Genomic DNA, 24,189 nt, shown 5'->3' with positions numbered 1-24,189 from the left:
CCGCGATCCGATGCCGCGACGGACCGGCTCCCCGCTACGCCAGGACCGGGGCGGCGATCGATCGGCGGACCTCGTCCTCGCCGATCCCGGGCGCGGTCTCGCGCAGCAGTAGGCCCTCGGCCGTGACGTCGAGGACGGCGATGTCGGTGATCACGCGGTCGACGACCCCCGAACCGGTGAGCGGCAGCGTGCAGCGCTCCACGACCTTCGGGCTGCCGTCCTTGGCGCGGTGATCGGTGATGACCACGATCCGCTTGGCGCCGACGACCAGGTCCATCGCGCCTCCCATGCCCTTGACCACGGAACCTGGCACGTTCCAGTTCGCCAGGTCGCCGTTGGCCCCGACCTGCAGCGCACCGAGCAGCGCGACGTCGATGTGCCCGCCGCGGATCATGCCGAACGAGGTCGCCGAGTCGAAGAAGCTCCCGCCGGGCTCGACCGTCACCGTCTGCTTCCCGGCGTTGATCAGGTCGGCGTCCTCCTCGCCGTCCACCGGGAACGGGCCCAGGCCCAGGATCCCGTTCTCGCTCTGCAAGTTGACCCGCACCCCGTCGGGGACGTGGTTGGCGACCAGGGTGGGAACGCCGATGCCGAGGTTGACGTAATCGCCGTCGGTCAGCTCGCGGGCGGCCACGGCCGCCATCTCGTCCCGGGACCAGCTCATGCCCGCACCTCCGCCTTCGGCCGCACCGTGCGCTTCTCGATCGTCTTGACGCGCGGCCGGGCCGCCACGAGGTGATCCACGAACACGCCGGGCGTGGCCACCGCATCGGGGTCGACGAACTCGTCGAGGACGTGCTCGGCCTCCGCGACGGTGACCCGACCGCAGGTGGCCATCAGCGGGTTGAAGTTGCGCGCCGCCAGCCGGTAGGTGAGGTTGCCGGCCGGGTCGGCGGTGTGCGCGCGCACCAGCGCCAGGTCCGCCACGATCGCGCGCTCCTGCACGTGGAGGCGCCCGTCGAACTCGGCGTGCGGCTTGCCCTCGGCGACCGGGGTGCCGACCCCGGCGCGGGTGTAGAACGCGGCGATGCCCGCGCCGCCCGCTCGCACGCGCTCGGCCAGGGTGCCCTGCGGCACCAGCTCGACCTCGAGGTGGCCATCGAGGTACTGCTGCGCGAACAGCTTGTTCTCGCCCACGTAGGACGCCACGACCTTGCGCACCTGGCCCTCCTCCAGGAGGAGGCCCAGTCCCCGTCCGTCGACGCCCATGTTGTTCGACACGATCGTCAACTCGCGGACGCCGGATTCCCGCACGGCTTCGATCAGATCGGACGGGTTGCCGCTGAGGCCGAAGCCCCCGACGGCGATGGTCTGGCCGTCGGCGAGCGCTCCGGCGAGCGCCTCGGCGGCCCCGTTGTGCAGAACGGGCACGACTGTCTTCCTCCCTGGTCCGTTGAACGAGCAGTTCCAGGAGTCCATGCCACCCGGGCATCATCGTCAACGAGCGGGCTGTTGGCCCGGCCGAACTTCTCGGTGGGCAAAAGCATCCGCTCCGGACGTTCACTGAGCGGACGTACCATCCGAGCATGGCCTCACCCCCGGCGGATGTCACCGGACGCATCAGCGCGGTGCTGCGGGCGCTTTCCGGCTTCCCCCAGCGCGGTGCGTCGACCACCGAGATCGCGCGCGCGTCCGGGCTCGCGCGCCCCACCGCCCACCGCTTGCTGTCCGCGCTCGACGAGCACGGGTACGTCGACCGGGACCGGGCCAGCGGGCGGTGGTTCCTCGGACCGGAGCTGTACCTGCTGGGCGAGGTCGCGGCTCAGCGCTACGACGTCACCGAGCAGGCGCGGGCCGGCGTGCGGCGGCTGGCCGAGGCCACCGGGGAGAGCGCGTTCTTCTCGGCGCACCGCGGTGGCGAAACCGTGTGCCTGCTGCGCGAGGACGGCGACTTCCCGATCCGCTCCTTCGTCCTCTACGAAGGAGCCCGGTTCCCGCTGGGCGTCGTGTCGGCGGGCCTGGTGGTGCTGGCCATGCTCCCGGACGCCGAGGTCGACGCCTACCTCGGTCGCACCGACCTCGCCGCCGAGTGGGGGGAGGCCCACGACGAGGCCGCGGTGCGCGAGCGGATCGCCAGCACCCGCCGGAGCGGCTACTCGGTCAACCCGGGGCTCGTCGTCGAGGGCAGCTGGGGCATGGCGGCGGCGGTCTTCGACCGGCACGGGAGGCCCTCCTGGGCCTTCACCATCACCGGGATCGAATCCCGCTTCCGCGCCAGCCGCCGGCCCCACCTCGGCACGCTGCTGCTCAAGGAAGCGCACCAGCTCACCAAGCAGATCCAGTCCGGCGGAGGAAAGGGCCTCACCGCGCCGCTCGCACCCTGAGCGCCCCCGGTCCGGGTGTGGTGCGAGCACACCGCCGAGGTCGCCGTTGTGTTGGGCGCGCACATGTCCGGCGCGCTCCCCCGTGCTTAACGTCGGTCGGCATGAAGACGGGTGACGCGATCGACATCCCGGTGCCGCCCGGCGAGCTCGACGGCCGCGCGGTGCTGATCACCGGAGCGGCCAGCGGGATCGGTCGGGCGTGCGCGGAGGCGTTCGCCGCGGCCGGTGCGGCGGTGCACCTCGTCGACCGCAGCAGCGCGGTCGACGCCGTCGCGGACGCGGTCGGCGGAACGGCGCACGTCGCCGACCTCACCAGCAGCTCCGCGATCGCGGGACTGCCCGGCGAGGTCGACGTGCTGGTCAACAACGCCGGGATGCAGCACGTGGCGCCGATCGAGGAGTTCCCGGCCGAGCAGTTCGCGCGCATGCAGCAGGTGATGGTCACCGCCCCGTTCCTGCTGATGCAGCGGTGCCTACCCCACATGCGCGGCAACGGCTGGGGGCGCTTGCTGCACATCTCCAGCGCCCACGGGCTGCGGGCGAGCGCGTACAAGGCCGGGTACGTGGCGGCCAAGCACGCGCTGGAAGGGCTCAGCAAGACCGCCGCGCTCGAAGGCGCCGCGCACGGGGTGACCAGCAACTGCATCAACCCCGGCTACGTGCGGACCCCGCTGGTCGAGGAGCAGATCGCCGACCAGGCCAGGGTGCGCGGCATCCCGGAGGACCAGGTCGTCGAGGACGTGCTCCTCGAACGAGCCGCGATCAAGCGGCTGGTCGCCCCCGAAGAGGTCGCCGAGGCCGCCGTGTGGCTCTGCGGCGACCGGTGCCGCTCGATCACCGGCACCTCGCTCTCCCTCGACGGCGGGTGGACGGCGCACTGACCGCCGCGCCCCGAGAAGCCGACTGCTCCAACGACGAAGCGGTGAGACCATGACCGACCAATCCGCGCCCGCGCGCAACTCCCTGGCCAAGATCGTCAGCGCCAGCCTGATCGGCACCACCATCGAGTGGTACGACTTCTTCCTCTACGGCTCCGCCGCCGCGCTGATCTTCAACAAGCTGTTCTTCCCCGAGTTCGATCCGCTGACCGGCACGCTGCTGGCGTTCGCCACCTACGCGGCGGGTTTCGGCGCGCGGCCGCTCGGCGGCATCGTGTTCGGGCACTTCGGCGACAAGGTCGGCCGCAAGAAGCTGCTGGTGCTGAGCCTGCTGCTGATGGGTGGCGCGACCTGCGCGATGGGGCTGCTGCCCACCTACGCCTCCATCGGCATCGGCGCACCGCTGATGCTGACCGCCCTGCGGCTGGTGCAGGGCTTCGCGCTCGGCGGCGAGTGGGGCGGTGCGGTGCTCATCGTCTCCGAGCACGGATCGCCGCAGCGGCGCGGGTTCTGGGCGTCCTGGCCGCAGGCCGGTGCTCCCGGCGGCAACCTGCTCGCCACCGGTGTGCTGGCGCTGCTCGCCGCGGTGCAGTCCGACGAGGCGTTCCTGGCCTGGGGCTGGCGCATCCCGTTCCTGCTCTCGGGCCTGCTGGTGATGATCGGGCTCTGGATCCGGTTGTCGGTGGCGGAGTCCCCGGTGTTCCTCGAAGCCGCCGAGCGGGCGAAGGACCGGGGAACCGAGCAGCGCGCACCGATCGCGCAGGTGCTGCGGCACAACTGGCGCGAGCTGCTGATCTCGATGGGCGCGCGGATGGGCGAGAACACCACCTACTACATCGTCACCGCGTTCATCCTCGTCTACCTGACCGGCCCGGTCGGCCTGCCCAAATCGGCCGGGCTCAACGCGGTCCTCATCGGATCGATCGTGCACTTCGCGGTGATCCCGCTGTGGGGCGCGCTCTCCGACCTGTGGGGACGCCGAGCCGTGATCATCCTCGGCGCCACCGGCAGCGGCGTCTGGGCGTTCGCGTTCTTCGGGCTCCTGGACACCGGTTCCTTCGCGGTGATCACGCTGGCGACGACCGTGGGACTGGTGCTGCACGGAGCGATGTACGGCCCGCAGGCCGCGTACTTCTCCGAGCTCTTCGGCACCCGGGTGCGGTACTCCGGCGCGTCCATCGGGTACCAGCTCGCCTCGGCGGTGGCCGGTGGTCTGGCCCCGCTGATCGCGACGGCGCTGCTGCAGGGCTTCGGCAGCTCGGTGCCGGTGGCGATCTACATGGCGGCCGGTGCGCTGCTGAGCGTGGCCGCTGTCGCGCTGTCCCGGGAGACGCGCGCGGTGGGGTTGTCCGACGTGGCCGAGCGGCAGACCACCACCGCCTGAGGATCCCGCGGGATCCGGGAGAATGGCTCCATGGACCGGTCGGCGAGGGCGCTGCGGCGGCTGCTCGACCTCCTCGCGGAGGGTGCCACGAGCGAGCAGGTCGCGGAGGTCGCCGTGACCGCTCGCGCCGCCGGCGTGGCCGAGGCGGACCTGGCGGAGATCGAGCAGGCCACCGAGCTCGCCCTGCGGCTGAACCGCAGGGTCGCCGGCCACGAGCGCAGGCAGACCGAGCTGGCGGCGCTGTTCGACAGCGCGAGCGACCTCGCGGGGCTGCGCGACCTCAACGCGGTCCTGCGCTCGATCGTCCACCGCGCTCGGATGCTGCTCGCCGCGGACATCGCCTACCTGTCGCTCAACGACGAAGCCCGCGGCGAGACCTACATGCGGGTGACCGACGGCTCGATCTCCGCCCGCTTCCAGCAGGTCCGGCTCGGCATGGGCGAGGGCCTCGGCGGGCTGGTCGCCCAGACCGCCCGCCCCTACGCCAGCGCCGACTACGCCTCCGACACGCGGTTCGACCACACCGAGCCGATCGACGCGGCGGTGCGCGACGAGGGCGTGGTGGCCATCCTCGGGGTCCCGCTGTCGCTGAGCGGCGAGGTCATCGGGGTGCTGTTCGCCGGCTTCCGGTCGGTGCGCGAGTTCGCGCGAGACGAGGTGGCGCTGCTGTCCTCGCTGGCCGATCACGCCGCGATCGCCATCGACACGACGCGGCTGCTGGAGGAGACGCGCACGGCCGTCGAGGAGCTCAACGCGGCCAACGAGACGATCCGCGCGCACAACGAGGCCATGCAGCGCGCCGAGGAGGCGCACGACCGGCTCACCGACCTCGTCCTGCGGGGCGAGGACGTGCTGGACGTCGCCTCGGCGGTCGCCTCGATGCTGGGCGGGGGCATCGTCGTGCACGACGCCAACGGCAACGAGCTCGCCCGCGTCGGCAGCGACCCGGTCCCGCAGCCGGCGCGAGCGGTCGCGGCCTCCCGCACCGCGGGCCGGGCGGTGCCGCACGGAGAGGTCTGGGTGTGCGCGGTGCTGGCGGGACCCGAGCTGCTGGGCGGCCTCCTGCTCACCGGGCGCCGGGACCTCTCCGACGCGGACCGGCGCCTGTTCGAGCGCGCCGGCGTGGTCACCGCGCTGCTGCTGTTGCTGCAGCGCTCGACCGCCGAGGCGGAGAACAAGGTCGGCGGCGAGCTCGTGGCCGACCTGCTGACCGCGCCGGAGCGGGACCCGGCGGGCCTGGTGGCTCGCGCTCGCCGCCTCGGAATCGATCTCACCGCCGAGCACACCGCGCTCGTCGTGCACGCCGACGGCGTGCCGCGCGAGCGCTTGGCGGCTGCCGTGGCCTGGCACGCGCGGGCCGCCGGGGGCGTGGCCGGAGCGCTGGAAGATCAGGTGGTGCTGCTGCCGCGGACCGATCCCGACCGCGCCGCCAAGGACCTCGCGGCAGAGCTCGGCGGCTCGCTGGGCTGCGCGGTCACCGCCGGGGCGGCCGGTCCGGCAACGGGTCCCGCGGCGCTCGCGGGGGCCTGCGCGGAGGCGCGGCGGTGCCTGCGCGCCCTGCTCGCGCTGGGGCGCACCGGTGACGGAGCGGCGATGGCCGACCTGGGGTTCCTCGGCGTGGTGCTGGGCGACCGCTCGGACCCGGCGGGCTTCGTCCGCTCGGTGCTGGGGCCGGTCCTGGACTACGACGAGCAGCGGGGCACCGACCTCGTCGGCACGCTGGACGCCTACTTCGCGAGCGGGGCGAACCTCAACCGCACCAAGGACGTGCTGCACGTGCACGTCAACACCGTGGCGCAGCGGCTGGAGCGCGTCCGGGCGCTGCTCGGCGAGGACTGGCAGGCGCACGACCGCGCGCTGGAGCTCCAGCTCGCCCTGCGGCTGCACAAGATCGCCGCACCGGACCGCGGCGCGGGCTGACGGCCCGCGCACCGCTGGCCCGATCGGTCGACCCGCGCGCCGGGCTCGGCTCGCCCGCGGTCGGCGCCTCCCCCATGCTGGAGCCCACCGCCGACCCCGCGCAGGAGGCACCGATCACCCCCAGCGGCGCCCGAGCTCCGCACCGCCGAGTGCACGATCTGCCGAGCGGCCAGGTCGTGAGCTGGTGGTCCGGCGACGTCGATCCGCCGGTCGTGTGCCTGCACGGCGCCGGGGTCTCCAGCCGCGAGCTGCTGCCGCTGATCCGCGAGCTGGGCGCGCCCCGCCGGACGCTGACCTTCGACCTGCCGGGCTACGGGGCCAGTGCGCGCGCGGAACCGCCCGGTTCGCTCGCCGAGTTCGGCGAGTGCGTCGGCGACTTCCTCGTCACCGCGGACCTGGCACCGGCGCACGTGCTCGGCTGCTCGTTCGGCTGCCAGATCGCGGTCGACCTCGCGGTGCGGCATCCCGAGCTCGTGCGCAGCTGCGTGCTGATCGGCCCCACGGTCGACCCCGCGGCCCGCGGGTTCGTCCGCCAGCTCGGCCGCTGGGCCCGCAACGGACGCCACGAACCGCCGGCGCTGTCGGCGCTGGTGCTGCGCGACTACCTCGACGCGGGCCCGCGGCGGCTCGTGCGGGCCTTCCGCACCGCGCTGCGCGACCGGATCGAGGACAAGCTCCCGCACGTCGTCGCCCCGACGCTGGTGCTCCGCGGGGAGCACGACGCGATCGTGCCGCAGGAGTGGGCCGAGGAGGCCACCCGGCTGCTCCCGCGCGGGCGCCTGGCCGTGCGGTCGGCGCGGGGCCACATGGTTCCGTTCAGCGATCCGGGCGGTGTCGCCGCCCGCGTCGCCGCGCACCTCGAAGAGGTGGATCGGTGAAACCGCAGCGCGCCGTCGCCTCCTTCGACTCCGCGACCGGGATGCTGCGCGCGCTGTCGTGCTTCCTCGCCGGTCGGGACGTCCCCGCCCTCGGGCAGGCGCTCCGGTCGGCGGTACCGCTGCTGTCCGCCGCGATGGGCGGCGTCAACCACCTGCCGACCCGAGCCGCCGAGCACCTCTACGCCGCCAGCGGCGTCGCCGAGGCGGTCCCGCGGACGGCGCTGGGCCGGATCAGCGCCGAGGACCTCGCCGAGTGGGTCGTCGACCACTACCCGCGACGCCGGTACCCGGTCGTGTTCGTCGGCTCCTCGAACGGGGCGCTGATGCACCTCGCCGCCGCGCTCGACGCGCCGTGGCTGCCGCAGACGCTGCTCGTGCCGGTGCGCCGCCGCGGGGTCGACCGCGACGACCCGCGCGCGGAGCTCGACGCCGGCCGCCAGCCCGCCCACGACCTGCTCCGGGCCAACCCCGGGCTGAGCCTGCACCACATGCACGATCCCAACCAGGACCGCCTCATGATCGCCGGGATGTCCTACTTCCGGGTCAAGTGGCGGTCGCTGCCTGCGGCCTACCGCCGGTTCCTGCGCGACCACGTCGAGCGCGGCGGCACCGTGATCAGCGTCGAATGCGGTCTGTCGTGGCCGGTGACCAGGCTCGGCCCGCGCCACCGCTTCCAGTTCGGGGCGCTGGGCGGGGCCTCCGAGGCCGAGTACCACGAGGGCGGTCCCCGCGTGTCCGATCTGCTGCGGCGCTACGGCGCCGCGCGCACCGGCTGGGACCCGCCGCAGCCCGACGAACGCGCCCCGGAAGCCGAGTGGGGCTTCGACCCGGCCCTCCTGGACGACCTCCGGGACGCGACCGGCGCGAACGGGCTCGCCTTCCGGCGGCTGCGCTTCGGCGAGCCCGAAGAGCTCAGCCCGCCCGTCGCCGAGCTGCACCGCTGGTGGTACCGGCAGCGCGGCGTGCCGGACGATCGCCTGCTCGCGGAGTCGTTCCTGCTGATGGAGCCGTGGTGGGCGCTGCGCACCGGTTCGATCCCGTTCTGGATGGCGTTCAACACCGAGAGCTCCCACCAGGCCTTGAGCTCCTACCTCGACGCCCTCGGCGACCACGACGAGATCCGCCTCATGCTCTTCTCCCACGGGACCGAGTCGATCGGCCTGGCCACCGCCGAGCAGTGGCTCGAACTCGTCGGGAGGGCCCGCAAGGTGGGCACGCTGGCCGGGTGCGACACCGCCGCCTACCCGCGCGACTTCGCCTCCCTGGTGCGCGCCCAGCGCGACCTCTCCCGCGTTCGGCACCGGCATCCCATGCCGGCCCCGCTGCGGCTGGACAGCGTCGCGCCGGTGCTGGCCGAGCACCCGGACGTCGACCTCACCGACCCGGTCTGACGTCGCGGTGCGATCGCGGGTGCCGTCCTTCGGATCGGCTGGTGGTTTAGCACCGCGTCCGCGCGGAAACGCCGCGGGAGAAGCCGTCCCACGCGCGGAGGAACGAGGAGCATGCGCAGCAAGCAGCTGGTGACCGGAGCACCCGCGACCTACGTCGCGGTGCTCGACAGCGGGGACGAGGTCCTCGACGAGCTCTCCCAGTTCGTCCGGGCGCGCGGCATCGGGACGGGCTCCGTGAGCGCGATCGGCGGGCTGAGCCGCGCCACGCTGGCCTACTTCGATCCGGAAACCGCTGAGTACCAGGACATTCCGGTCGAGGAGCAGGTCGAGGTGCTGAGCTTGACGGGAGTGATCTCCAGCGGTCGCGACGAGCCGGAGCTCCACCTGCACGCGGTGCTCGGGCGCCGCGACGGCAGCACCCGCGGCGGGCACCTCAAAGCCGGGCGCGTGCACCCCACGCTGGAGGTCTCGATCACCGAGTCGCCTCCGCACGTCGTCCGCCGGTACGACGAGAGCACCGGCCTCGCGCTGATCGACCTCGACGCCTGGGAGACCGGTCGATCGTCCTGAAGGCGCCCGCGTCGTCGAATGCCCGCTCGAAGCCGCGACGGGATCGCCTCCGCCCCAGGACGTTCCGCGCGGCCGTTCCGCCCTCCGGCGGATTCGGGCTCCACCTGACAGCCGCATGCGCGCAGTCCTCGGGTTTGCGCGCCGCCCAGCGCGGGTAGGACGGTCGCATGCAGGACGAGCTGCGGGAGTACCTCCGCAAGCGCGACTTCGCCACCTCCGGTGAACCGCGCGGTGCCGCCGGCTCCGGTTCGGCAGCTGGGCGGGAAGCGCGATTCGTCGTCCAGATGCACGATGCGAGCACCTTGCACTTCGACTTCCGGATCGAGGTCGGCGGCGTGCTGAAGTCCTGGTCGATCCCCAAGGGACCTTCGGTGGCCCCCGAGGTCAAGCGGCTGGCGGTGCCCACCGAGGACCACCCCGTGGAGTACGCCGATTTCGAAGGCGTCATCCCCGAGGGCGAGTACGGCGCGGGCACGGTCCTGGTCTGGGACACCGGGCGCTACCGGCACCTCAGCACCGACGACCTGAGCGCGCACGAGGCGCTGGAGCGCGGACGCATCAGCATCTGGCTGGAGGGATCCAAGCTGCGCGGCGGCTACGCCCTCGTGCGGATGGGCAAGAGCTCCGGCGACTGGCTGCTGATCAAGATGCGCGACGAGGGCGCCGACCGCCGGCGCAAGCCGACCAAGACCCAGCCCCGATCGGCGTTGAGCGGCAGCAGCTTGCGCGAGCTCGCCGCGCACGGCCCGGAGTGGCGATGAGCGCGCTGTTCGATCGGCTCTCCGAGGACGCGCGGGCGCGGCTGCGTCGGCGAGCGCAGCCGCGTTGGATCGATCCCGCGCTGGCGACCCTGGTGCACGAGCCCTTCAGCGCCGCCGACTGGTTGTTCGAGCCCAAGTTGGACGGCGAGCGGTGCCTGATCTTCAAGCGCGGTGGCGAAGTTCGGATCCTGTCGCGCAACCGCAAGGACCTGGGCGATACCTACCCCGAACTCGTGCGCGCGGTCGCCGAGCAGCCCGGCGAGGACCTCGTCCTCGACGGCGAGATCGTCGCGTTCCGAGGCGGGGTCAGCAGCTTCGCCCGGCTGCAGCAGCGGATGCAGGCCGGGCCGGGCGCGGCGAGCGGCCCGCGGGTGCCCGTGCGCTGCTACGTCTTCGACGTGCTGCACGCCGCGGGCCACGACGTGACGCCGCTGCCGCTGCGCGAGCGCAAGAAGCTCCTCCCCGGGGCGCTGGACCTCCGCGATCCGCTGCGCAGGACGCCCTACGTGAACAGCCGGGGCGAGGACTACCACGCCCGCGCCTGCCGGTCCGGCTGGGAAGGCGTGCTCGCCAAGGACGCCACGAGCGCCTACGCGCGGGGGCGCTCCCGCACCTGGCTGAAGTTCAAGTGCGTCAACAACCAGGAAGTGGTCATCGGCGGGTTCACCGAACCGACCGGCAGCCGGCCGGCTCTGGGTGCCCTGCTGATCGGCTACTACGAGGACCGGCGCCTGGTCTACGGCGGGAAGGTCGGCACCGGGTTCGACGACGCGACCCTGCGCGATCTGCGCCGGCGCCTGGACGAGCTGGAGCGGAGCCGCTCCCCGTTCGCCGGGGACGTCGACGAGCGGCGCGCGCACTGGGTCGCGCCTCGCCTGGTCGCCGAAGTCGCCTTCACCGAGTGGACCGACGACGGCAAGCTGCGCCATCCCAGCTATCACGGGCTCCGCCGCGACAAGGACCCGGCCGAGGTCGTCCGGGAGATCCCGGCATGAGCACCGAGACGCTCCGGGCGGGCGGCAGGAGCATCGAGATCTCCAACGCCGACAAGGTCCTCTTCCCCGACGACGGGATCGCGAAGTACGAGCTGGCGCGCTACTACCAGCAGGTCGCGCCCGCCGTGATCCGCTACACCAGGGGACGTCCGCTGGCCATGGAGCGCTACCCGGACGGCATCGGCGGCGAAGCCGTGTTCCAGAAGAACGTCCCCGGGCACTTCCCGGACTGGGTGAACCGCGTCGAGGTGCCGAAGAAGGAGGGCGGGGTCACCGAGCACGCGGTCTGCGACGACGCGGCGACGCTGGTCTACCTGGCCGACCAGGCGTGCGTGACCCCGCACGCCTGGCTGTCCCGAACGGACGCGCTCGAACGCCCCGACCGGCTGGTGCTCGACCTCGACCCGCCGGAGCGAGATCTCGACCTGCTGCGCTCGGCGGCTCGCGAGGTCCGCGCGGCGCTCGAAGAGCTCGGACTGGTGCCCTTCCTGCTCGCGACCGGTTCCCGCGGGTACCACGTGGTCGCGCCGCTGCGCAGGCAGCACACCTTCGACCAGACCCGGGACTTCGCGCGACGGCTCGCGACGGCGCTCGCCGAGCGCCGACCGCACGACCTGACCACCGAGCAGCGCAAGGACGAGCGCGGCGACCGGATCTTCCTGGACTACCTCCGCAACGCCTACGCCCAGACCGCCGTGGTGCCCTACGCCGTCCGCGCCAAACCGGGCGCAACGGTGGCGACTCCCCTGGCCTGGGACGAGCTGGAGACCACCGACCCGTGGCACCACACGATCGAAAGCGCCCTCGACCGCCTGGACCGGCAGGGCGATCGCTGGTCGGACTTCCACAACCGCGCCCGCTCGCTGCGCAAACCGGAACAGCGCCTGCAACAGCTCCACCCGGACACCTGACCGCACCGGGCGGCCGGGCGCGCAGCGATCGACGCCGGTTCGTCAGGACGCGGCCTTCACCCGGCTGTTCCAGGCCGAGAAGCCGGCGCGCTCGGCGTCCGCGGTGGACCGGAACCACACGCCCGCCTTGGTGCGCTCGTAGTACGGCGACTGCACCGTGTGGTAGCGCTTGGACCGGGTGTTGCCCTTGACCCGGTAGCGGCTGTCCGGCGACCGGCCGTTGGACATCGGGTGCACCGAACCCGGGTACGGTCCCGATTCCACCTCCCGCGGAGCGGTTTCGAACTCCACTTCGGACGGTGCCACGCCGGTCTGCTGCAGCGGGATGCCCTCGACGACGTCCACGCCGCTGAGGGCCGCGCGTCCCACGCCGAGCGCCTCGGTACCGGCCGGATCCGGTCGGACGTTGCCCGAGATGAGCACCGCGACCTCGACGTTGCCGCCGATGTCGCGGGGCGAGGCGAACGCCGCGAGCTCCGGACCGGTCCGCGCCGGGCGGGGGCGGTCCCCTGCCGGCCGGGCGCGCGACGCCTCCGGTACACCCGGAGCCGCCTCCACCGCCATGGGTTCCCGCACCGCTGGAAGGACCAGGTGCCCCGCCTGCCGCGACGGCCGGGCGAGGAACATCGAGTTCGCCACCGACCCCGCGGCGAAGCACAGCAGGAGCAGCAGAAAGGTCCACGCGACGGACGCGGGCCCGCCGCCGAGGGGAGAGAAGAAGGCGCACGCGGCGGCGACCACCACCGCCGCTGCCGCCCAGACGACCCAATGGCGCAAGCAGGCCGAGGGCGCCCGATGTCTCGACTTCGGCACGGAACCACTCCTAAGTTCTCCGGGAGAGCGGAATGATCGACTGCCGATCGTTGTAACCACACCTGTCGCGCACAGCCAGCCGAGGTCACCCGATCGCGGGGTGAACACGGTGCATTTCACACTCTCGGCAACGTCGAGCGCGTCGAGCCCGGCCCGAAGCGCGGAGCCCTCGTCGACCCGTTCCCCCGCGCAGCGGAGGTCGCGCGGCGCCGCCGGGGACGTTCCTCGACGTCCTCATCAGGCCGCCAATTCCTCCGGGAGACCCGGCCGCTGCGGTCGTCAGCCCAGGTCGGCGCGGACACGGGCGCGCGTGGCGACCTGATCCGACACCAGCCCATCGGCAAAGAGGCACCGCGCGGCCCCGGCCAGCCCTGCCGTCCCGCCGGAGACCGCGCAGCTGCAGCGACGCCGGGACCGGGTGATCTGGCTCCGAACCGCTCCGCAGGCGATCGCGCCGATCGGTCTCCTCACCGCCCGCTGAAGCCCGCCGGAGGCCTCGCCCTGGGACGAAGACCTCCGGCGGGTTCACGATCCCCGATCGCGGTTCCGACGCCCACCACACCCGGCTACGTCTCGACGAGCCGCGCAGCCCCACCCGGCCTGGCGGAGCGACGCCCCTGCCAGGCGGAAACCGCGATCCCGGGCGCACGATGCGCCACGCCGCTTCGCGACGAGAGCTCACCACGACCGGCAGCGGCGACGGACTTCGCCACGAGGAGCGCGGTCCTCACACCCGAGTCGCTGGCGTGGGGCACGCCGCGGTGGCACGCACGTCGCGCGACCGCGGCGAGCGCGTCAGGAACCGTCGGTGGATCCAGCGGCGTACTCGTCGTCGGTGACGCGGCGCCCCCAGGTGACGGGGCTACCCGACTCGTCGTTCTGCTGCATCGCGATGTGGACCATGAACCTGTTGGGCGCGGCACCGTGCCAGTGGTTCTCACCGGGCTCGAAGAACACGCGATCACCTGGCCGGATGACCTCCACCGGTCCTCCCTCGCGCTGGCACAGCCCCACGCCCTCGGTGACGAAGATCGTCTGACCGTGGGGGTGGGTGTGCCACGCGGTGCGCGCGCCGGGGGTGAAGTGCACCGCGGCGGCGCCGAAGGTCGAGGTGCCGGCGGGCGCTGCGATGGTGTCGATGAAGACGTCGCCGGTGAACCAGTCACCGGAGCCGTGCTGGGTGTCGAGGCTGCTGCGGGTGATCTGCATGGGAACCTTCCTTCCGTTGCGTCTCGGTGCGGTGCGCCCTCAGGGGGTGAGCAGGGTCTTGATGGCGCTGCGCTGGTCCATCGCCCGGTAGCCCTCGGCGGCCCGCTCCAGCGGGAGCGCGAGGTCGAAGACCTTGCCGGGGTCGATCTCGCGGCGCCAGATCAGGTCGATCAGCTCGGGCAGGTACTGGCGCACCGGGGCGGGGCCGCCGTGCAGGTGCACGTGGGAGAAGAACAGCTCCAATCCCGGCAGCGCGACGTCGTGGGCGACGCCGACGTAGCCGACGTGCCCGCCGGTGCGATCGCGATTTCGACGAGCCATCTGTCCCATGGAACCGGAGCGTTCCTCGCCGCGGGAGGCACGGCCGGTAGGTGTACTGGCAGAACACCCCTCCGCGCGCCCCGGGATGCGAGGTGGGCGACCTCTCCCGAAGACCTCGTGCGATTGGGACGAAGCGATGTGCCCGGCTGCCCGGACCGGTCGATCAGTCCGCGCGTTCGATCGTGGCGGTGAACGCGCCCCGCTGTTCGGCTATCAGCTCGACTCCGCCGCCGAGCTTGCCGAGGCGGGCGATCCCGGCAGTTGCCCACCTCCCCGTAGTAGAGGACGAGGTCTCTCGACGGGGCGTAGTAGCCGATGTCCGCGATCTCCGGGTCGTCCCCTCGCGGCATGCCCTCGGTGGAGAGCTCGCGGGGGAGCCTGATGGTCTTCTCGACGCCTCCGTGATCGTCGAACGTCAAGGTGAGCGGCGACTGCTCGACGAGGGACGCGGCCGCGGGACTGCTCGCCAGCGTGCCGGGGACGACCTCGTCGCCGATCGTGATGCGGATGGGCGTTCCGCGCGATCGGGACGGAGCGGGGTCGGGTGTTCCCGCCGACCGCGCACCGGGGTTGGTCGAATCGCCTCCGCCGCCGGAGCGGGCGGTCAGCGCCAGCGCGGCGCACAACGCCAGGGCCGTCCACCCAGGACGGCCCGGCCGCGATCCCCGCCGGACGTTCATGGTGGGTTCCTCCTGGTCGGCTCGATCTCCGCCGTACCGCCCTGCTTTCCGCTCGGCGGGCGGTGCGGAGTCGGGTGCGCCGGGGTGGTGAGGAGAGCGAGGTGGTCGACTTCCACGCGGGCGTTCGCCCGACCGCTCGTCCGAACGTCCCGGCGCCATCGGGATCAGCGGGCGACGTAGCCGCCGTCGACGGGCAGGGCGACCCCGACCACGATCGGCACCGGGATGGCCGCCGCCGTCTACGACACGGCGCGCAGCCCCGCCCAGGCCCACGCCAGGCTCGACGCGCGCGGTACCGCCCTGATCCAGTCCGCGACCAGCGACATGGGGCCTGGCACCTACACCTCCATGTCCCAGATCGCCGCCGATGCCCTCGGCCTGACCGCGGACGCGGTGCGGTTCCGGCTCGGGGACTCCAGCATGCCGTCGACTCCTCCGCACGGCGGCTCGCAGACCACGGCCAGCGTCGGCTCCGCGGTCCAGCACGCCTGCGACGAGGTCCGGCGGCAAGCCATCTTCTTGGCCGTCAACGACCCCCGATCGCCGCTGCACGGCGTGGACCCCGCCGACGTCATCGTGCGCCGCGGTCGACTGCACGTGAAGAACGACCCCACCCGCGGGGAGAGCTATCACCAGCTGCTGACCCGCAACGACCGCTCCCACCTCGAAACCATCGGGACCTACGCCCCGCCCGAGCGGGATCGATCCTCGATCTACGCCTACGGTGCGGTCTTCGCCGAGGTCGCGGTCGACCAGGGCCTCGGCCTGGTGCGCGTCCGGCGAATGCTCGGCGTCTACGACGCGGGCCGCATCATCAACCCCGAGCTCGCCGACAGCCAAGCTCTCGGCGGCATGGTCGGCGGCATCGGGACCGCGCTGCTGGAGCACACCGCCACCGACCACCGCGATGGCCGGATCACCAACGCCAACCTCGCCGACTACCTGGTTCCCGTCAACGCCGACATCAGCGACCTGCGGGCCATCTACCTCGACGGCGAAGACCGCCAAGCCGATCCCATCGGCGTCAAGGGGCTCGGCGAGATCGTCCAAGTCGGCGTCGCCCCCGCGATCGCCAACGCCGTGTTCCACGCGACCGGCCGCCGCATCCGCCAACTCCCCATCACCGCCGGCGCCCTGCTCTGATCTCGCGCCGGGCGCGAAGCGCTCGAACGGGCGGAAGACGCGAGGAAGGACTGACTCTGTGAGCAAGCGATTCGAGGGCAAGGTCGCGTTCGTGACCGGAGCGACGACGGGGATCGGCCGCGCCACCGCGCTCGCGTTCGCCCGCGAGGGCGCTGCGGTGGCCGTCGCCGACATCGCGCTCGAAGGAGTGACGGACACAGCGCGCCGCATCGAGGAGGAGGGCGGCCGGGCCCTGCCGCTGCGGTGCGACGTGGCGCGGGCGGCGGACGTCGACACCGCGATGGCGGCTGTCGAGCAGGAGTTCGGACGGCTGGATCTGGCGTTCAACAACGCCGGGGTCGACCAACCGCAGAAGCCCATCACCGAGGTCTCCGACGAGGAGTTCGACCGCCTCGTCGCCATCAACCTCCGCGGGGTCTTCCTGACCACGACCCGCGAGATCGCGCTGATGACCAGAACCGGGCGAGGCGGTGCCATCGTCAACACCGCCTCCGGCGCCGGGGTCAAGGCCTTCCGCGACCAGGCCGCCTACAGCGCGACCAAGCACGGGGTGGTCGGCCTGACGTCGTCGGCGGCCCTCGAGCAGGCCGCTGCCGGCATCCGGATCAACGCCGTCTGCCCGGGCATCGTCGACACCGAGATGATCCGGCGAGTGACCGGCGGGACGAGGGAGGGCTACGCCGCGGCGATCGCCCAGGAACCGATCGGACGCCTCGGCCGTCCGGAGGAGATCGCCGCGGCCGTGCTGTGGCTGTGCTCGGAGGAGGCCGGCTTCACGATCGGGCACGCCATGGTGGTCGACGGCGGCCAGACACCGTGACCCCGATGCGGTCGGCGGGCCGCGCTCGGGGACGCTCCACCGCGCGAGGAGGGTTCCGGTGCGCGGCGTTCCGCGTCGGCGTCCCGACCACCCGCGCCGGGTGGCTACAGAGCCGTGTCGTGCAGCACCACGCTCTCGTCCAGGGGCACCCGGCCGACGTCGAGGCTGCGCAGCGGCGAATCGGGGCGGGCCGTGCCGAAGGCGATGCCGAAGAGCAGCTTCAACTCGTCGGAGACGCCGAGCTGCTTGCGCACGGTATCGGCGAACAGGCCGTGCACCGCCTGCGGAACTCCGTGAAATCCCCGCGCGTGCACCGACAGCAGGAAGTTCTGCCCGTACATCCCCACGTCGCTGGCGGCGCGCACCCCGTCGCCCAGCTGCGGCAGGAACAGCATCGCGACGTGCGGTGCGCCGTAGAACCTCAGGTTGTCGCGCACGACCTCGTCGCGGCGTTCGCGGTCCGACCGGGCGATGCCGAGCTTGCCGTAGAGCGCGGCGCCGTGGTGCTGCGAGCGTTCCAGGTGGACGCCGTCGCCGTAGGTGTCGGTGAAGTCGGGCGAGAACCGCTGCTCGTCGTAGGCGGCCACGAGCTCGGCGCTGAGCTCGTCGCGCGCGGCCCCGGAGACGACGTGGACCACCCAGGGCTGGGTGTTGCTGTGCGAGGGCGCGCTCCGCGCGTCCTCGAGCACGCCGCGGATGACCTCCGGCGGGACGGGGTCGGGCAGGAACGCCCGCACCGAACGGCGGGACCGGATGACGTCGCTGACGGACGACGCGTTGGATCGGCTGAACTGCTCGGTCATGCGGCCATCATCGAACCGTCACATATATGTGAAGGTCAAAGCGAGGTGACCGAGGTCTCCCGCTACGCCTCGGGGGGATCCACGTCCCGCTCGGCGCGCCCCAGCGCGTCGATGTAGCGCGCGATCGCATCGCGGTTGTGCGCGAGGAACTCGATCTTCTCGGTCATCCGGTCGCGCTGGCGCTCCAGCAGCTCCCGCAGCTCCGGGTCGGGATTCGGCACGACGATGTCCTGCGACTGGTTCAAGCACGGCAGCATGTCGCCGATGATCCGCGTCGGGATGCCGGCGTCGAGCAGTCCGCGGATCTTCAGCACGCGATCCACCAGGTACTCGTCGTAGTCCCGGTAGCCGTTGTCCAGTCGGCGCGGGGTGATCAGGCCCTGCTCCTCGTAGTACCGCAGCAGCCGAGCCGGAACCCGCGTCCGCTCCACCAGCTCCCCGATCCGCACGGCGCCCCCTCGCTCCGCTGCACTCCCCGACCGGATGCTACCTGCGCGGCCGGTTCGAGCTCGCGGGGCGGACCCGCTCCCCGCTCGACCCGGCGGAATCACCCCGGAACAGCGCTTCCCGGCACGCGGTCACTCATCGAGCCGCGGGCGCGGTGGTCCGGTCGTGGCCCGGACGACGAGGCGCGCCGGGCTGACGATCTCCCTCGCGGGCGGGGCCTTCTCCGCTCGCTCGATCGCGCGCCCCACCGCGGCGGTCGCGAGCTGTGCGGCGTCCTGGCTGACCGAGGTCATCTGAACCGTGGTCAGCGCGGCCAGTCGGGTGTCGTCGTAGCCGACCACCGACATGTCGCCGGGGACCGCCACGCCTCGGGAGCGCAGGGTGAGCAGCAGGCCGAACGCGATCATGTCGTTGTGCGCGAAAACGGCGCTCGGGGTGGCGTCTCCGGACTCCAGGATTCGCGTGGCGGCCTCCGCCCCGGACTCCTCGGTCGGGTTCCCGTCGATCACCCGGACGTGCCGGTGCAGGCCCCGCGCGCGCATCGATTCGACGTACGCTTCCCGACGTGCGACGGCCTCCCCGCTGCGGCCGCCGTCGACGTAGGCGATGTCCCGGTGCCCGAGCTCCACGAGGTGGTCGACGACGTCCGCGACGCCCTGGCGATCGTCCGCGTGCAGCGAGTCCACCCCCGGCGCCCGCAGGTGCGAGCCGATGGTCACCACCGCGGCGCTCTGCGCCAGCCGCTCCAGCTCGGGCTCGTCGATGTCGGGGCTGATCAGGATGAGGGTCTCGCACCTGTCGCTGAGCAGGCTCTCGACGGCCTTCCGGGCCGAGCGGCTCTCCGTGGTGGCGGTGAGCAGCAGGTCGTAGCCCTCGCGCTCCGCCGACCGGTAGAGGTTCTCGATCACCTCGGCGTGGAAGTGCTGGTTCGCCGCGAACGTCACGCCCAGCAGCCGCGACCGGCGCCGGCGCAGCCGGCTGGCCCGCTGGTCCGGTTGGTACCCGAGCCGCTTCGCCGTTTCGAGGACGTGGGCCCGCGTCTTCTCCGAAACGCCGGGCTGCCCGCCCAGGGCGACGGAAGCAGACGAGACCGACGTGCCCGCGGCCCTCGCCACGTCGACGATCGTGGTCTTCCCGCTCCTCTCGGGCATCGCACCCGCCTTCCGACTCGCGCCCGGCATCCCAACCGCACCTCAACCTATCGCAACAGCCGGCGAATCATGTCTTGACATACGGACCACCGACTCCCTAGTGTCAGCCATCACAGCGAACCGAAACGTTTCGGCCCCGCGGACCCGAGCGGTGCACGCGCACGAGGTCTTGCCCGGACAGCTCCCCCTCAGCGCCCACGAGCCGCCGAGCTCCCGACCGAGAAGGGCACGCATCCATGTCGAAGCAGCCACTGTCAGTCGCAGTCATCGGGGCCGGCTTGGCCGGACGCAGTCATGCGGCCGGCTACCGCCAGGTCAACACCGTCTTCGGCGGAGGGCTCCCGCCGATCCGGCTGGCCGCGATCGCCGACGCCAACACCGAGCTGGCCGAGGACGCGGCCCGCCGGTACGGCTACGAGGAGGCGCTGTCCAGCTGGGAGGAGATCGTCGACGACCCCGCGATCGACGCGGTGAGCATCGTGGTCGGCAACGCTCTGCACCGGCAGGTCGCCGAAGCGCTGATCAGCGCGGGCAAGCACGTGCTGTGCGAGAAGCCGCTCGCCGGCACGATCGCGGACGCCGAGGCGATGGTCGCCGCCGAGGCGGCCACCGACGTCGTGACCGCCGTCGGCTACAGCTACCGCCGGACACCGGCCATCGCCGCCATCCGCGATCACGTCCGGACGGGCGAGCTCGGCGAGATGACGCTGTTCAACGGCCGGTACTGGACGGACTACGCCGCCGACCCCCGCGCGCCGCTCGCCTGGCGCTACAGGGGAGGCCCCGGCAGCGGCGCGCTCGGCGACATCGGTGCGCACCTCATCGACCTCGCCGAGCACATCTGCGGGCCGATCGAGTCGATCGCGGGCGCAGCCCTGTCGACCCAGATCCCGAAGCGCCCGGTTCCGATCGGCCCCGTCGTCGGGCACGAACCGGCCCCGGTCGGCGACGAGATGGGCGAGGTCGAGAACGAGGACACCGCCGCGTTCACCGCGCGGTTCGCCTCCGGGCTCGCGGGCTCGTTCTCGGTGTCGCGCACCGCGTTCGGCATGCCCAACGGGCTCGCGTTCGACGCCCACGGGCTGTCCGGCCGCGCCTCCTTCGACTGGCACCGCCCGGCCGAGTACGTCTTCGACGACACCCAGCCCGAGTACCGGACGCGGGGTGCGCGCCAAGTCATCGCCGGGCCGCAGCTGCCCTACTTCGCCGGCGGGTACCCGACGCAGGCGCCCGGCAACGGCGGCGGCAACGCGGAAACCTTCATCTACCAGTGCCGAGCGTTCCTCGACCAGATCGTCGGCACGCCCGAACCGCTGCCGGCCTGCGCGAGCTTCTCCGACGCCCTGCACACCCTGCGCGTCATCGAAGCCGTCGTGGCCTCCGACCAGACCGGCACGTCGATCGCCGTGGCCTGATCCGCAACGCGAGACGGGAAGGTTCCCACCGTGCCGCTGAAACTCGGCGCCTACACCGCCTGCCTGCACGACCGACCGCTCGACGAGGCCCTCGACGTGCTCCGCTCCAACGGCCTCAACTCGGCCGAGATCAACACGGGCGGCTTCCTGCCAGCGCCGCACTGCCCGATCGACCTCCTGCTCTCCTCCGAGCGGGCCAGGGCGGAGTACCTGGCCGCCTTCGCCGAGCGCGGCGTGGAGCTCACCGGGCTCAACTGCAACGGCAACCCGCTCAGCCCGCTGCCCGGCACCGGCCCGAAGCACGCCGACGACCTCCGGCGCACGATCGAGCTCGCCGGTCTGCTCGGCATCCGCAACGTCGTGACGATGTCCGGCACCCCGGGGTCGGATCCGGACGCGAAGTACCCGTCCTGGGTGGTCAGCCCGTGGGACGGCGTCTACGCGGACGTCCTGGACTACCAGTGGGGCGTGGCCACCGACTTCTGGACCGAGATCGACGAGCTCGCCCGCGCCAACGACGTTCGCGTCGCCATCGAGATGCACCCGCACAACCTCGTGTTCTCCCCGATCACGCTCGAGAACCTCGTCGAGCGGACCGGCGCGAGCAACCTCGGCGCCGAGATGGACCCCTCCCACCTGGTGTGGCAGGGCATGGACCCGGCGGCCTGCATCCGCCACCTCGGCCCCCTGGTCTTCCACGCCGCGGCCAAGGACGCGACGCTGTGCCCCGGCATCGACGTCCGAGGGGTGCTGGACACCTCCTTCGAACGCGTTCCGGGAGACGCGCCCGCGAAGGTCCCCACCGGCATCGGCACCTGGTGCAACACCTGGCCGGCCGACCCGGCCTGGAAGTTCGTCGCCGTCGGCATCGGCCACGGGATCGCCTACTGGACCGAGTTCCTGGACGCGCTCGCCGAGGTCGACCCGGACATGGCCGTGAACATCGAGCACGAGGACGCCTCGTACTCCCAGCTCGAAGGCCTGTCCCTGGCGGCCGAGCACCTGCACGCCGCCGCGGCGAACCGCCGCGCCAACCACGCGCTCGCAGAACACCACCACCCGCACGACTCGCAACGCAGTGGACGGTGAACGAGTTGACCTCTCCGGAACTCCACCACATCTCGATCGTGGTCCGGGACCTGGACGCCGCGCTCGACTTCTACGCCGGCGTGCTCGGCCTGCCGCAACGCGATGATCGACCGGCAACCGAGGTGCGCGGCGCCTGGTTGGACCTGCGCGATCACCAGCTGCACCTCATCGAAGGCGAGCCTCCGCCGGCGCGCGGACAGCACTTCGCGCTGCACGTCGCCGAGCTCGACCCGGTGCGGGAACGACTCGCCGGTCTCGGCGTGGAGGTCTCCGAACCCGTCCGGGTGGGAGATGCCCGGCAGTCGTTCCTGCAGGACCCCTCCGGCAATCACGTCGAACTGCACGAATCCGCAGGTTGAACAGCACTCACCACCACGCGCAGCCCGGTTTCACCCGAGGAGCGAGATGACAACTCCCACCCAACACCCGCACAGCACGCGGCGCGCCGACGAGCTGCACCTGGCCACCATCGGCGCGGGACGCATCGGCACCAACCACGCGGAACTGGTCGCACGCCGGATTCCCGGCGCACGTCTCGCGGCCGTCGCGGACCCGAGCCCAGAAGCGGCCCAACGACTCGGCGCCCAGCTGGGCGCCGAAGCGACCTCCGCCGAGGAGGTCTTCGAGAACCCCGACATCGACGGCGTCCTGATCACCGCGCCTGCGCGCGTCCACACCGATCTCGTCGTCGCCGCCGCTGCCGCGGGTAAGCACGTGTTCTGCGAGAAGCCGATGGCGGTTTCGCTACCGGACGCCGACCGCGCGATCAGGGCCGCCGCGGACGCCGGGGTGATCTTGCAAGTCGGCTTCAACCGCCGCTTCGCCCCGGGCTTCGCCGCTGCCCGCGACGCCATCGTTCGCGGCAAGGTCGGGACCCCGCAGATCCTGCGGTCGCTCACGCGCGACCCCGGTCCGTTCCTCGGGGACCCGATGCGAACCCCGCAGTGGACCATCTTCCGCGAAACCCTGATCCACGACTTCGACGCCCTGTGCTGGCTGAACCCGGGCGCCGCACCCGCCACCGTGCACGCCTTCGCCGACGCGCTCGTCTCCCCCGAAGCGAGAGCCGCCGGCCACCTGGACACCGCGGTGGTCAGCATCCGGTTCGACAACGGCGCCATGGCCACCGCTGATGCGAACTTCTCCGCGGCGTACGGCTACGACGTGCGCGCCGAGGCCTTCGGGTCGGCGGGCATGGTCACCACCGGCAGTTGCCGCGCCACCGACATGACGCTGCACGACGCAGCAGGCATCCACGCCGAGACGTCCCGGCGCGACACCGACCTCTTGCGCGACGCGTACCTCGCCGAGCTCCAGACCTTCGCAGACGCGATCCGGCACGGGAGCCCGGTCGGTCCCACCGGTGCCGAGGCCCGCACCGCGTTGTCGATCGCCGTGGCCGCCATTCGGAGCATCGAGACCGGTGCACCCGTTTCGATCTCCGATGTCCTCCCCGCCCTCGACGGCCTCGGCTCCGGAGCGATCTCATGACCTACTCCTTGGCCGCCTGCGCGGAGATGCTCTACACCGAAATCCCGTTGGCCGAACGCGTTCGCAGGATCGCCGACCGCGGAATGCAGGTCGAGATCTGGAACTGGGTCGACAAGGACATCGACGAACTGGCCGCCACCGAGGCCTCCTTCTCCTCGATGACCGGATACATCACCGGGAACCTCACCGAACGCGACGGCATCAGCGCCCTGCTCGACAGCGCCGCCGAGTCCTTGGACGTCGCCGAGAAGCTCGAGTGCCCGCGCCTGAACCTGCACGGCACCGGGCTCGGCGAGGGAGGCCTTCCGGTGCGCCCGGTCGAGGTCGTCACCCCGACGATGTGGCTGACCGCGGCCGAGACCTTGAACCAGCTCGCCGAGCTGGGCAAACAAGCGGACCGCGTGTTCACCCTCGAGAACCTCAACCTCGCCGTCGACCACCCCGGCACGCCGTTCGCCCGCGCCGAGGACACCTTGGCCCTGGTCCGCGCGGTCGACAGCCCCCATCTGCGGATGAACCTCGACCTCTACCACGCCCAGATCGGGGAGGGAAACCTCATCGAGCTGGTGCACGATGCGCTCCCCCACGTCGGCGAGATCCAGATCGCCGACGTTCCCGGCCGATGCGAACCCGGAACCGGCGAGATCAACTACCCCGCCGTCGGGCGAGCGCTGCGCGAGCTGAGCTACGCGGGCGTCGTCGCCCTGGAGGGCTGGGCGAAGCACGACCCGGACCAGGCGCTCGACTCCTTCGCCGCCGCGTTCGCGGCCTGACCGCGCACCAGCAGGGCTCCCG

Annotated in this window: 25 protein-coding genes and 1 pseudogene; 17 read left to right on the top strand and 9 right to left on the bottom strand. The window is 72.3% G+C overall.

Annotation, left to right across the window (positions count from 1 at the left end):
* Nucleotides 1-34: 34 nt before the first annotated feature.
* Both ACFQRI_RS21430 and ACFQRI_RS21425 read right to left on the bottom strand, forming a co-directional pair.
* On the bottom strand, nucleotides 35-664 hold the full coding sequence (locus tag ACFQRI_RS21430; protein ID WP_380671398.1) for a 3-oxoacid CoA-transferase subunit B: 630 nt from the start codon (nucleotides 662-664) through the stop codon (nucleotides 35-37).
* Entirely contained in the window at nucleotides 661-1,371 is a 711-nt protein-coding gene (locus ACFQRI_RS21425; RefSeq protein WP_380671396.1) for a CoA transferase subunit A, read from the bottom strand. The genes ACFQRI_RS21430 and ACFQRI_RS21425 overlap by 4 nt, the downstream gene beginning before the upstream one ends.
* A gap of 155 nt (nucleotides 1,372-1,526) precedes the next feature.
* Here ACFQRI_RS21425 and ACFQRI_RS21420 point away from each other — a divergent pair, with 155 nt between their 5' ends.
* The 10 genes from ACFQRI_RS21420 (at nucleotide 1,527) to ligD (ACFQRI_RS21375) (ending at nucleotide 12,012) form a co-directional block, all read left to right on the top strand.
* The gene (locus ACFQRI_RS21420) at nucleotides 1,527-2,324 is read left to right on the top strand and encodes an IclR family transcriptional regulator (RefSeq protein WP_380671394.1); all 798 of its coding nucleotides are present in this window, start codon (nucleotides 1,527-1,529) and stop codon (nucleotides 2,322-2,324) included.
* Between the two features lie 101 nt (nucleotides 2,325-2,425).
* Nucleotides 2,426-3,205, top strand: coding sequence for a 3-hydroxybutyrate dehydrogenase (locus ACFQRI_RS21415; protein WP_380671392.1), 780 nt, complete (start codon nucleotides 2,426-2,428; stop codon nucleotides 3,203-3,205).
* Between the two features lie 49 nt (nucleotides 3,206-3,254).
* On the top strand, nucleotides 3,255-4,586 hold the full coding sequence (locus ACFQRI_RS21410) for an MFS transporter (RefSeq protein ID WP_380671390.1): 1,332 nt from the start codon (nucleotides 3,255-3,257) through the stop codon (nucleotides 4,584-4,586).
* 30 nt (nucleotides 4,587-4,616) lie between these two features.
* Nucleotides 4,617-6,506 carry a helix-turn-helix domain-containing protein gene (locus ACFQRI_RS21405; RefSeq protein ID WP_380671388.1) on the top strand — a complete coding sequence of 630 codons (1,890 nt, stop codon included), beginning with the start codon at nucleotides 4,617-4,619 and terminating at the stop codon, nucleotides 6,504-6,506.
* Between the two features lie 74 nt (nucleotides 6,507-6,580).
* Nucleotides 6,581-7,384, top strand: coding sequence for an alpha/beta fold hydrolase (locus ACFQRI_RS21400; protein ID WP_380671386.1), 804 nt, complete (start codon nucleotides 6,581-6,583; stop codon nucleotides 7,382-7,384).
* Nucleotides 7,381-8,775 (top strand): hypothetical protein, encoded by a 1,395-nt coding sequence (locus tag ACFQRI_RS21395; RefSeq protein ID WP_380671384.1) that lies wholly within the window; start codon nucleotides 7,381-7,383, stop codon nucleotides 8,773-8,775. The genes ACFQRI_RS21400 and ACFQRI_RS21395 overlap by 4 nt, the downstream gene beginning before the upstream one ends.
* Nucleotides 8,776-8,886: 111 nt before the next feature.
* Complete coding sequence (locus ACFQRI_RS21390; protein ID WP_380671382.1) at nucleotides 8,887-9,345, top strand: PPC domain-containing DNA-binding protein; 459 nt, start codon at nucleotides 8,887-8,889, stop codon at nucleotides 9,343-9,345.
* Nucleotides 9,346-9,512: 167 nt separating this feature from the next.
* A complete protein-coding gene (locus tag ACFQRI_RS21385) occupies nucleotides 9,513-10,106 on the top strand; it encodes a DNA polymerase ligase N-terminal domain-containing protein (protein WP_380671380.1) in 594 nt (197 codons plus the stop codon).
* Complete coding sequence (gene ligD, locus ACFQRI_RS21380; protein ID WP_380671378.1) at nucleotides 10,103-11,101, top strand: non-homologous end-joining DNA ligase; 999 nt, start codon at nucleotides 10,103-10,105, stop codon at nucleotides 11,099-11,101. Before ACFQRI_RS21385 ends, ligD (ACFQRI_RS21380) begins: the two co-directional genes overlap by 4 nt.
* A complete protein-coding gene (gene ligD, locus ACFQRI_RS21375) occupies nucleotides 11,098-12,012 on the top strand; it encodes a non-homologous end-joining DNA ligase (RefSeq protein WP_380671376.1) in 915 nt (304 codons plus the stop codon). Before ligD (ACFQRI_RS21380) ends, ligD (ACFQRI_RS21375) begins: the two co-directional genes overlap by 4 nt.
* A gap of 42 nt (nucleotides 12,013-12,054) precedes the next feature.
* On the opposite strand, the gene ACFQRI_RS21370 is transcribed toward ligD (ACFQRI_RS21375), so the two are convergent.
* The 4 genes and pseudogenes from ACFQRI_RS21370 to ACFQRI_RS21355 form a co-directional block, all read right to left on the bottom strand.
* Nucleotides 12,055-12,825 carry a sunset domain-containing protein gene (locus ACFQRI_RS21370; RefSeq protein ID WP_380671374.1) on the bottom strand — a complete coding sequence of 257 codons (771 nt, stop codon included), beginning with the start codon at nucleotides 12,823-12,825 and terminating at the stop codon, nucleotides 12,055-12,057.
* A gap of 795 nt (nucleotides 12,826-13,620) precedes the next feature.
* Nucleotides 13,621-14,034, bottom strand: a complete 414-nt coding sequence (locus ACFQRI_RS21365) for a (R)-mandelonitrile lyase (RefSeq protein ID WP_380671372.1) — start codon at nucleotides 14,032-14,034, stop codon at nucleotides 13,621-13,623.
* A 39-nt stretch (nucleotides 14,035-14,073) separates the two neighbouring features.
* A complete protein-coding gene (locus ACFQRI_RS21360; RefSeq protein ID WP_380671485.1) occupies nucleotides 14,074-14,355 on the bottom strand; it encodes an MDR/zinc-dependent alcohol dehydrogenase-like family protein in 282 nt (93 codons plus the stop codon).
* A 275-nt stretch (nucleotides 14,356-14,630) separates the two neighbouring features.
* Nucleotides 14,631-15,035 (bottom strand): annotated as a pseudogene (locus tag ACFQRI_RS21355) (cyclophilin-like fold protein); the annotation flags it as partial.
* A gap of 213 nt (nucleotides 15,036-15,248) precedes the next feature.
* Here ACFQRI_RS21355 and ACFQRI_RS21350 point away from each other — a divergent pair.
* Complete coding sequence (locus ACFQRI_RS21350) at nucleotides 15,249-16,178, top strand: xanthine dehydrogenase family protein molybdopterin-binding subunit (protein WP_380671479.1); 930 nt, start codon at nucleotides 15,249-15,251, stop codon at nucleotides 16,176-16,178.
* Between the two features lie 58 nt (nucleotides 16,179-16,236).
* Nucleotides 16,237-16,998, top strand: coding sequence for a glucose 1-dehydrogenase (locus ACFQRI_RS21345; RefSeq protein ID WP_380671370.1), 762 nt, complete (start codon nucleotides 16,237-16,239; stop codon nucleotides 16,996-16,998).
* 104 nt (nucleotides 16,999-17,102) lie between these two features.
* Here ACFQRI_RS21345 and ACFQRI_RS21340 read toward each other — a convergent pair whose 3' ends face one another.
* The 3 genes from ACFQRI_RS21340 to ACFQRI_RS21330 all read right to left on the bottom strand — a co-directional run bounded on the left by ACFQRI_RS21340 (nucleotide 17,103) and on the right by ACFQRI_RS21330 (nucleotide 19,399).
* On the bottom strand, nucleotides 17,103-17,801 hold the full coding sequence (locus tag ACFQRI_RS21340) for a nitroreductase (RefSeq protein WP_380671368.1): 699 nt from the start codon (nucleotides 17,799-17,801) through the stop codon (nucleotides 17,103-17,105).
* A gap of 62 nt (nucleotides 17,802-17,863) precedes the next feature.
* A complete protein-coding gene (locus ACFQRI_RS21335) occupies nucleotides 17,864-18,250 on the bottom strand; it encodes a MerR family transcriptional regulator (protein ID WP_380671366.1) in 387 nt (128 codons plus the stop codon).
* A 129-nt stretch (nucleotides 18,251-18,379) separates the two neighbouring features.
* Nucleotides 18,380-19,399, bottom strand: coding sequence for a LacI family DNA-binding transcriptional regulator (locus ACFQRI_RS21330; RefSeq protein ID WP_380671364.1), 1,020 nt, complete (start codon nucleotides 19,397-19,399; stop codon nucleotides 18,380-18,382).
* A 236-nt stretch (nucleotides 19,400-19,635) separates the two neighbouring features.
* Between ACFQRI_RS21330 and ACFQRI_RS21325 the strand changes: the two genes are divergently transcribed.
* The 5 genes from ACFQRI_RS21325 to ACFQRI_RS21305 are packed head-to-tail and all read left to right on the top strand — an operon-like array spanning nucleotide 19,636 to nucleotide 24,167.
* A complete protein-coding gene (locus ACFQRI_RS21325; RefSeq protein WP_380671362.1) occupies nucleotides 19,636-20,814 on the top strand; it encodes a Gfo/Idh/MocA family protein in 1,179 nt (392 codons plus the stop codon).
* Nucleotides 20,815-20,844: 30 nt separating this feature from the next.
* A complete protein-coding gene (locus ACFQRI_RS21320) occupies nucleotides 20,845-21,903 on the top strand; it encodes a sugar phosphate isomerase/epimerase family protein (protein ID WP_380671360.1) in 1,059 nt (352 codons plus the stop codon).
* 5 nt (nucleotides 21,904-21,908) lie between these two features.
* On the top strand, nucleotides 21,909-22,262 hold the full coding sequence (locus tag ACFQRI_RS21315; RefSeq protein WP_380671358.1) for a VOC family protein: 354 nt from the start codon (nucleotides 21,909-21,911) through the stop codon (nucleotides 22,260-22,262).
* Between the two features lie 46 nt (nucleotides 22,263-22,308).
* Nucleotides 22,309-23,394: a Gfo/Idh/MocA family oxidoreductase gene (locus tag ACFQRI_RS21310; RefSeq protein WP_380671354.1), complete on the top strand. Its 1,086-nt coding sequence runs from the start codon at nucleotides 22,309-22,311 to the stop codon at nucleotides 23,392-23,394.
* Complete coding sequence (locus ACFQRI_RS21305) at nucleotides 23,391-24,167, top strand: TIM barrel protein (protein WP_380671352.1); 777 nt, start codon at nucleotides 23,391-23,393, stop codon at nucleotides 24,165-24,167. Before ACFQRI_RS21310 ends, ACFQRI_RS21305 begins: the two co-directional genes overlap by 4 nt.
* Nucleotides 24,168-24,189 lie beyond the last annotated feature (22 nt).

It is taken from the genome of Saccharopolyspora griseoalba (genome assembly GCF_042665275.1).
Taxonomy (GTDB): Bacteria; Actinomycetota; Actinomycetes; order Mycobacteriales; family Pseudonocardiaceae; genus Saccharopolyspora; species Saccharopolyspora griseoalba.
This window is presented reverse-complemented; position numbering and strand designations above follow the sequence as displayed.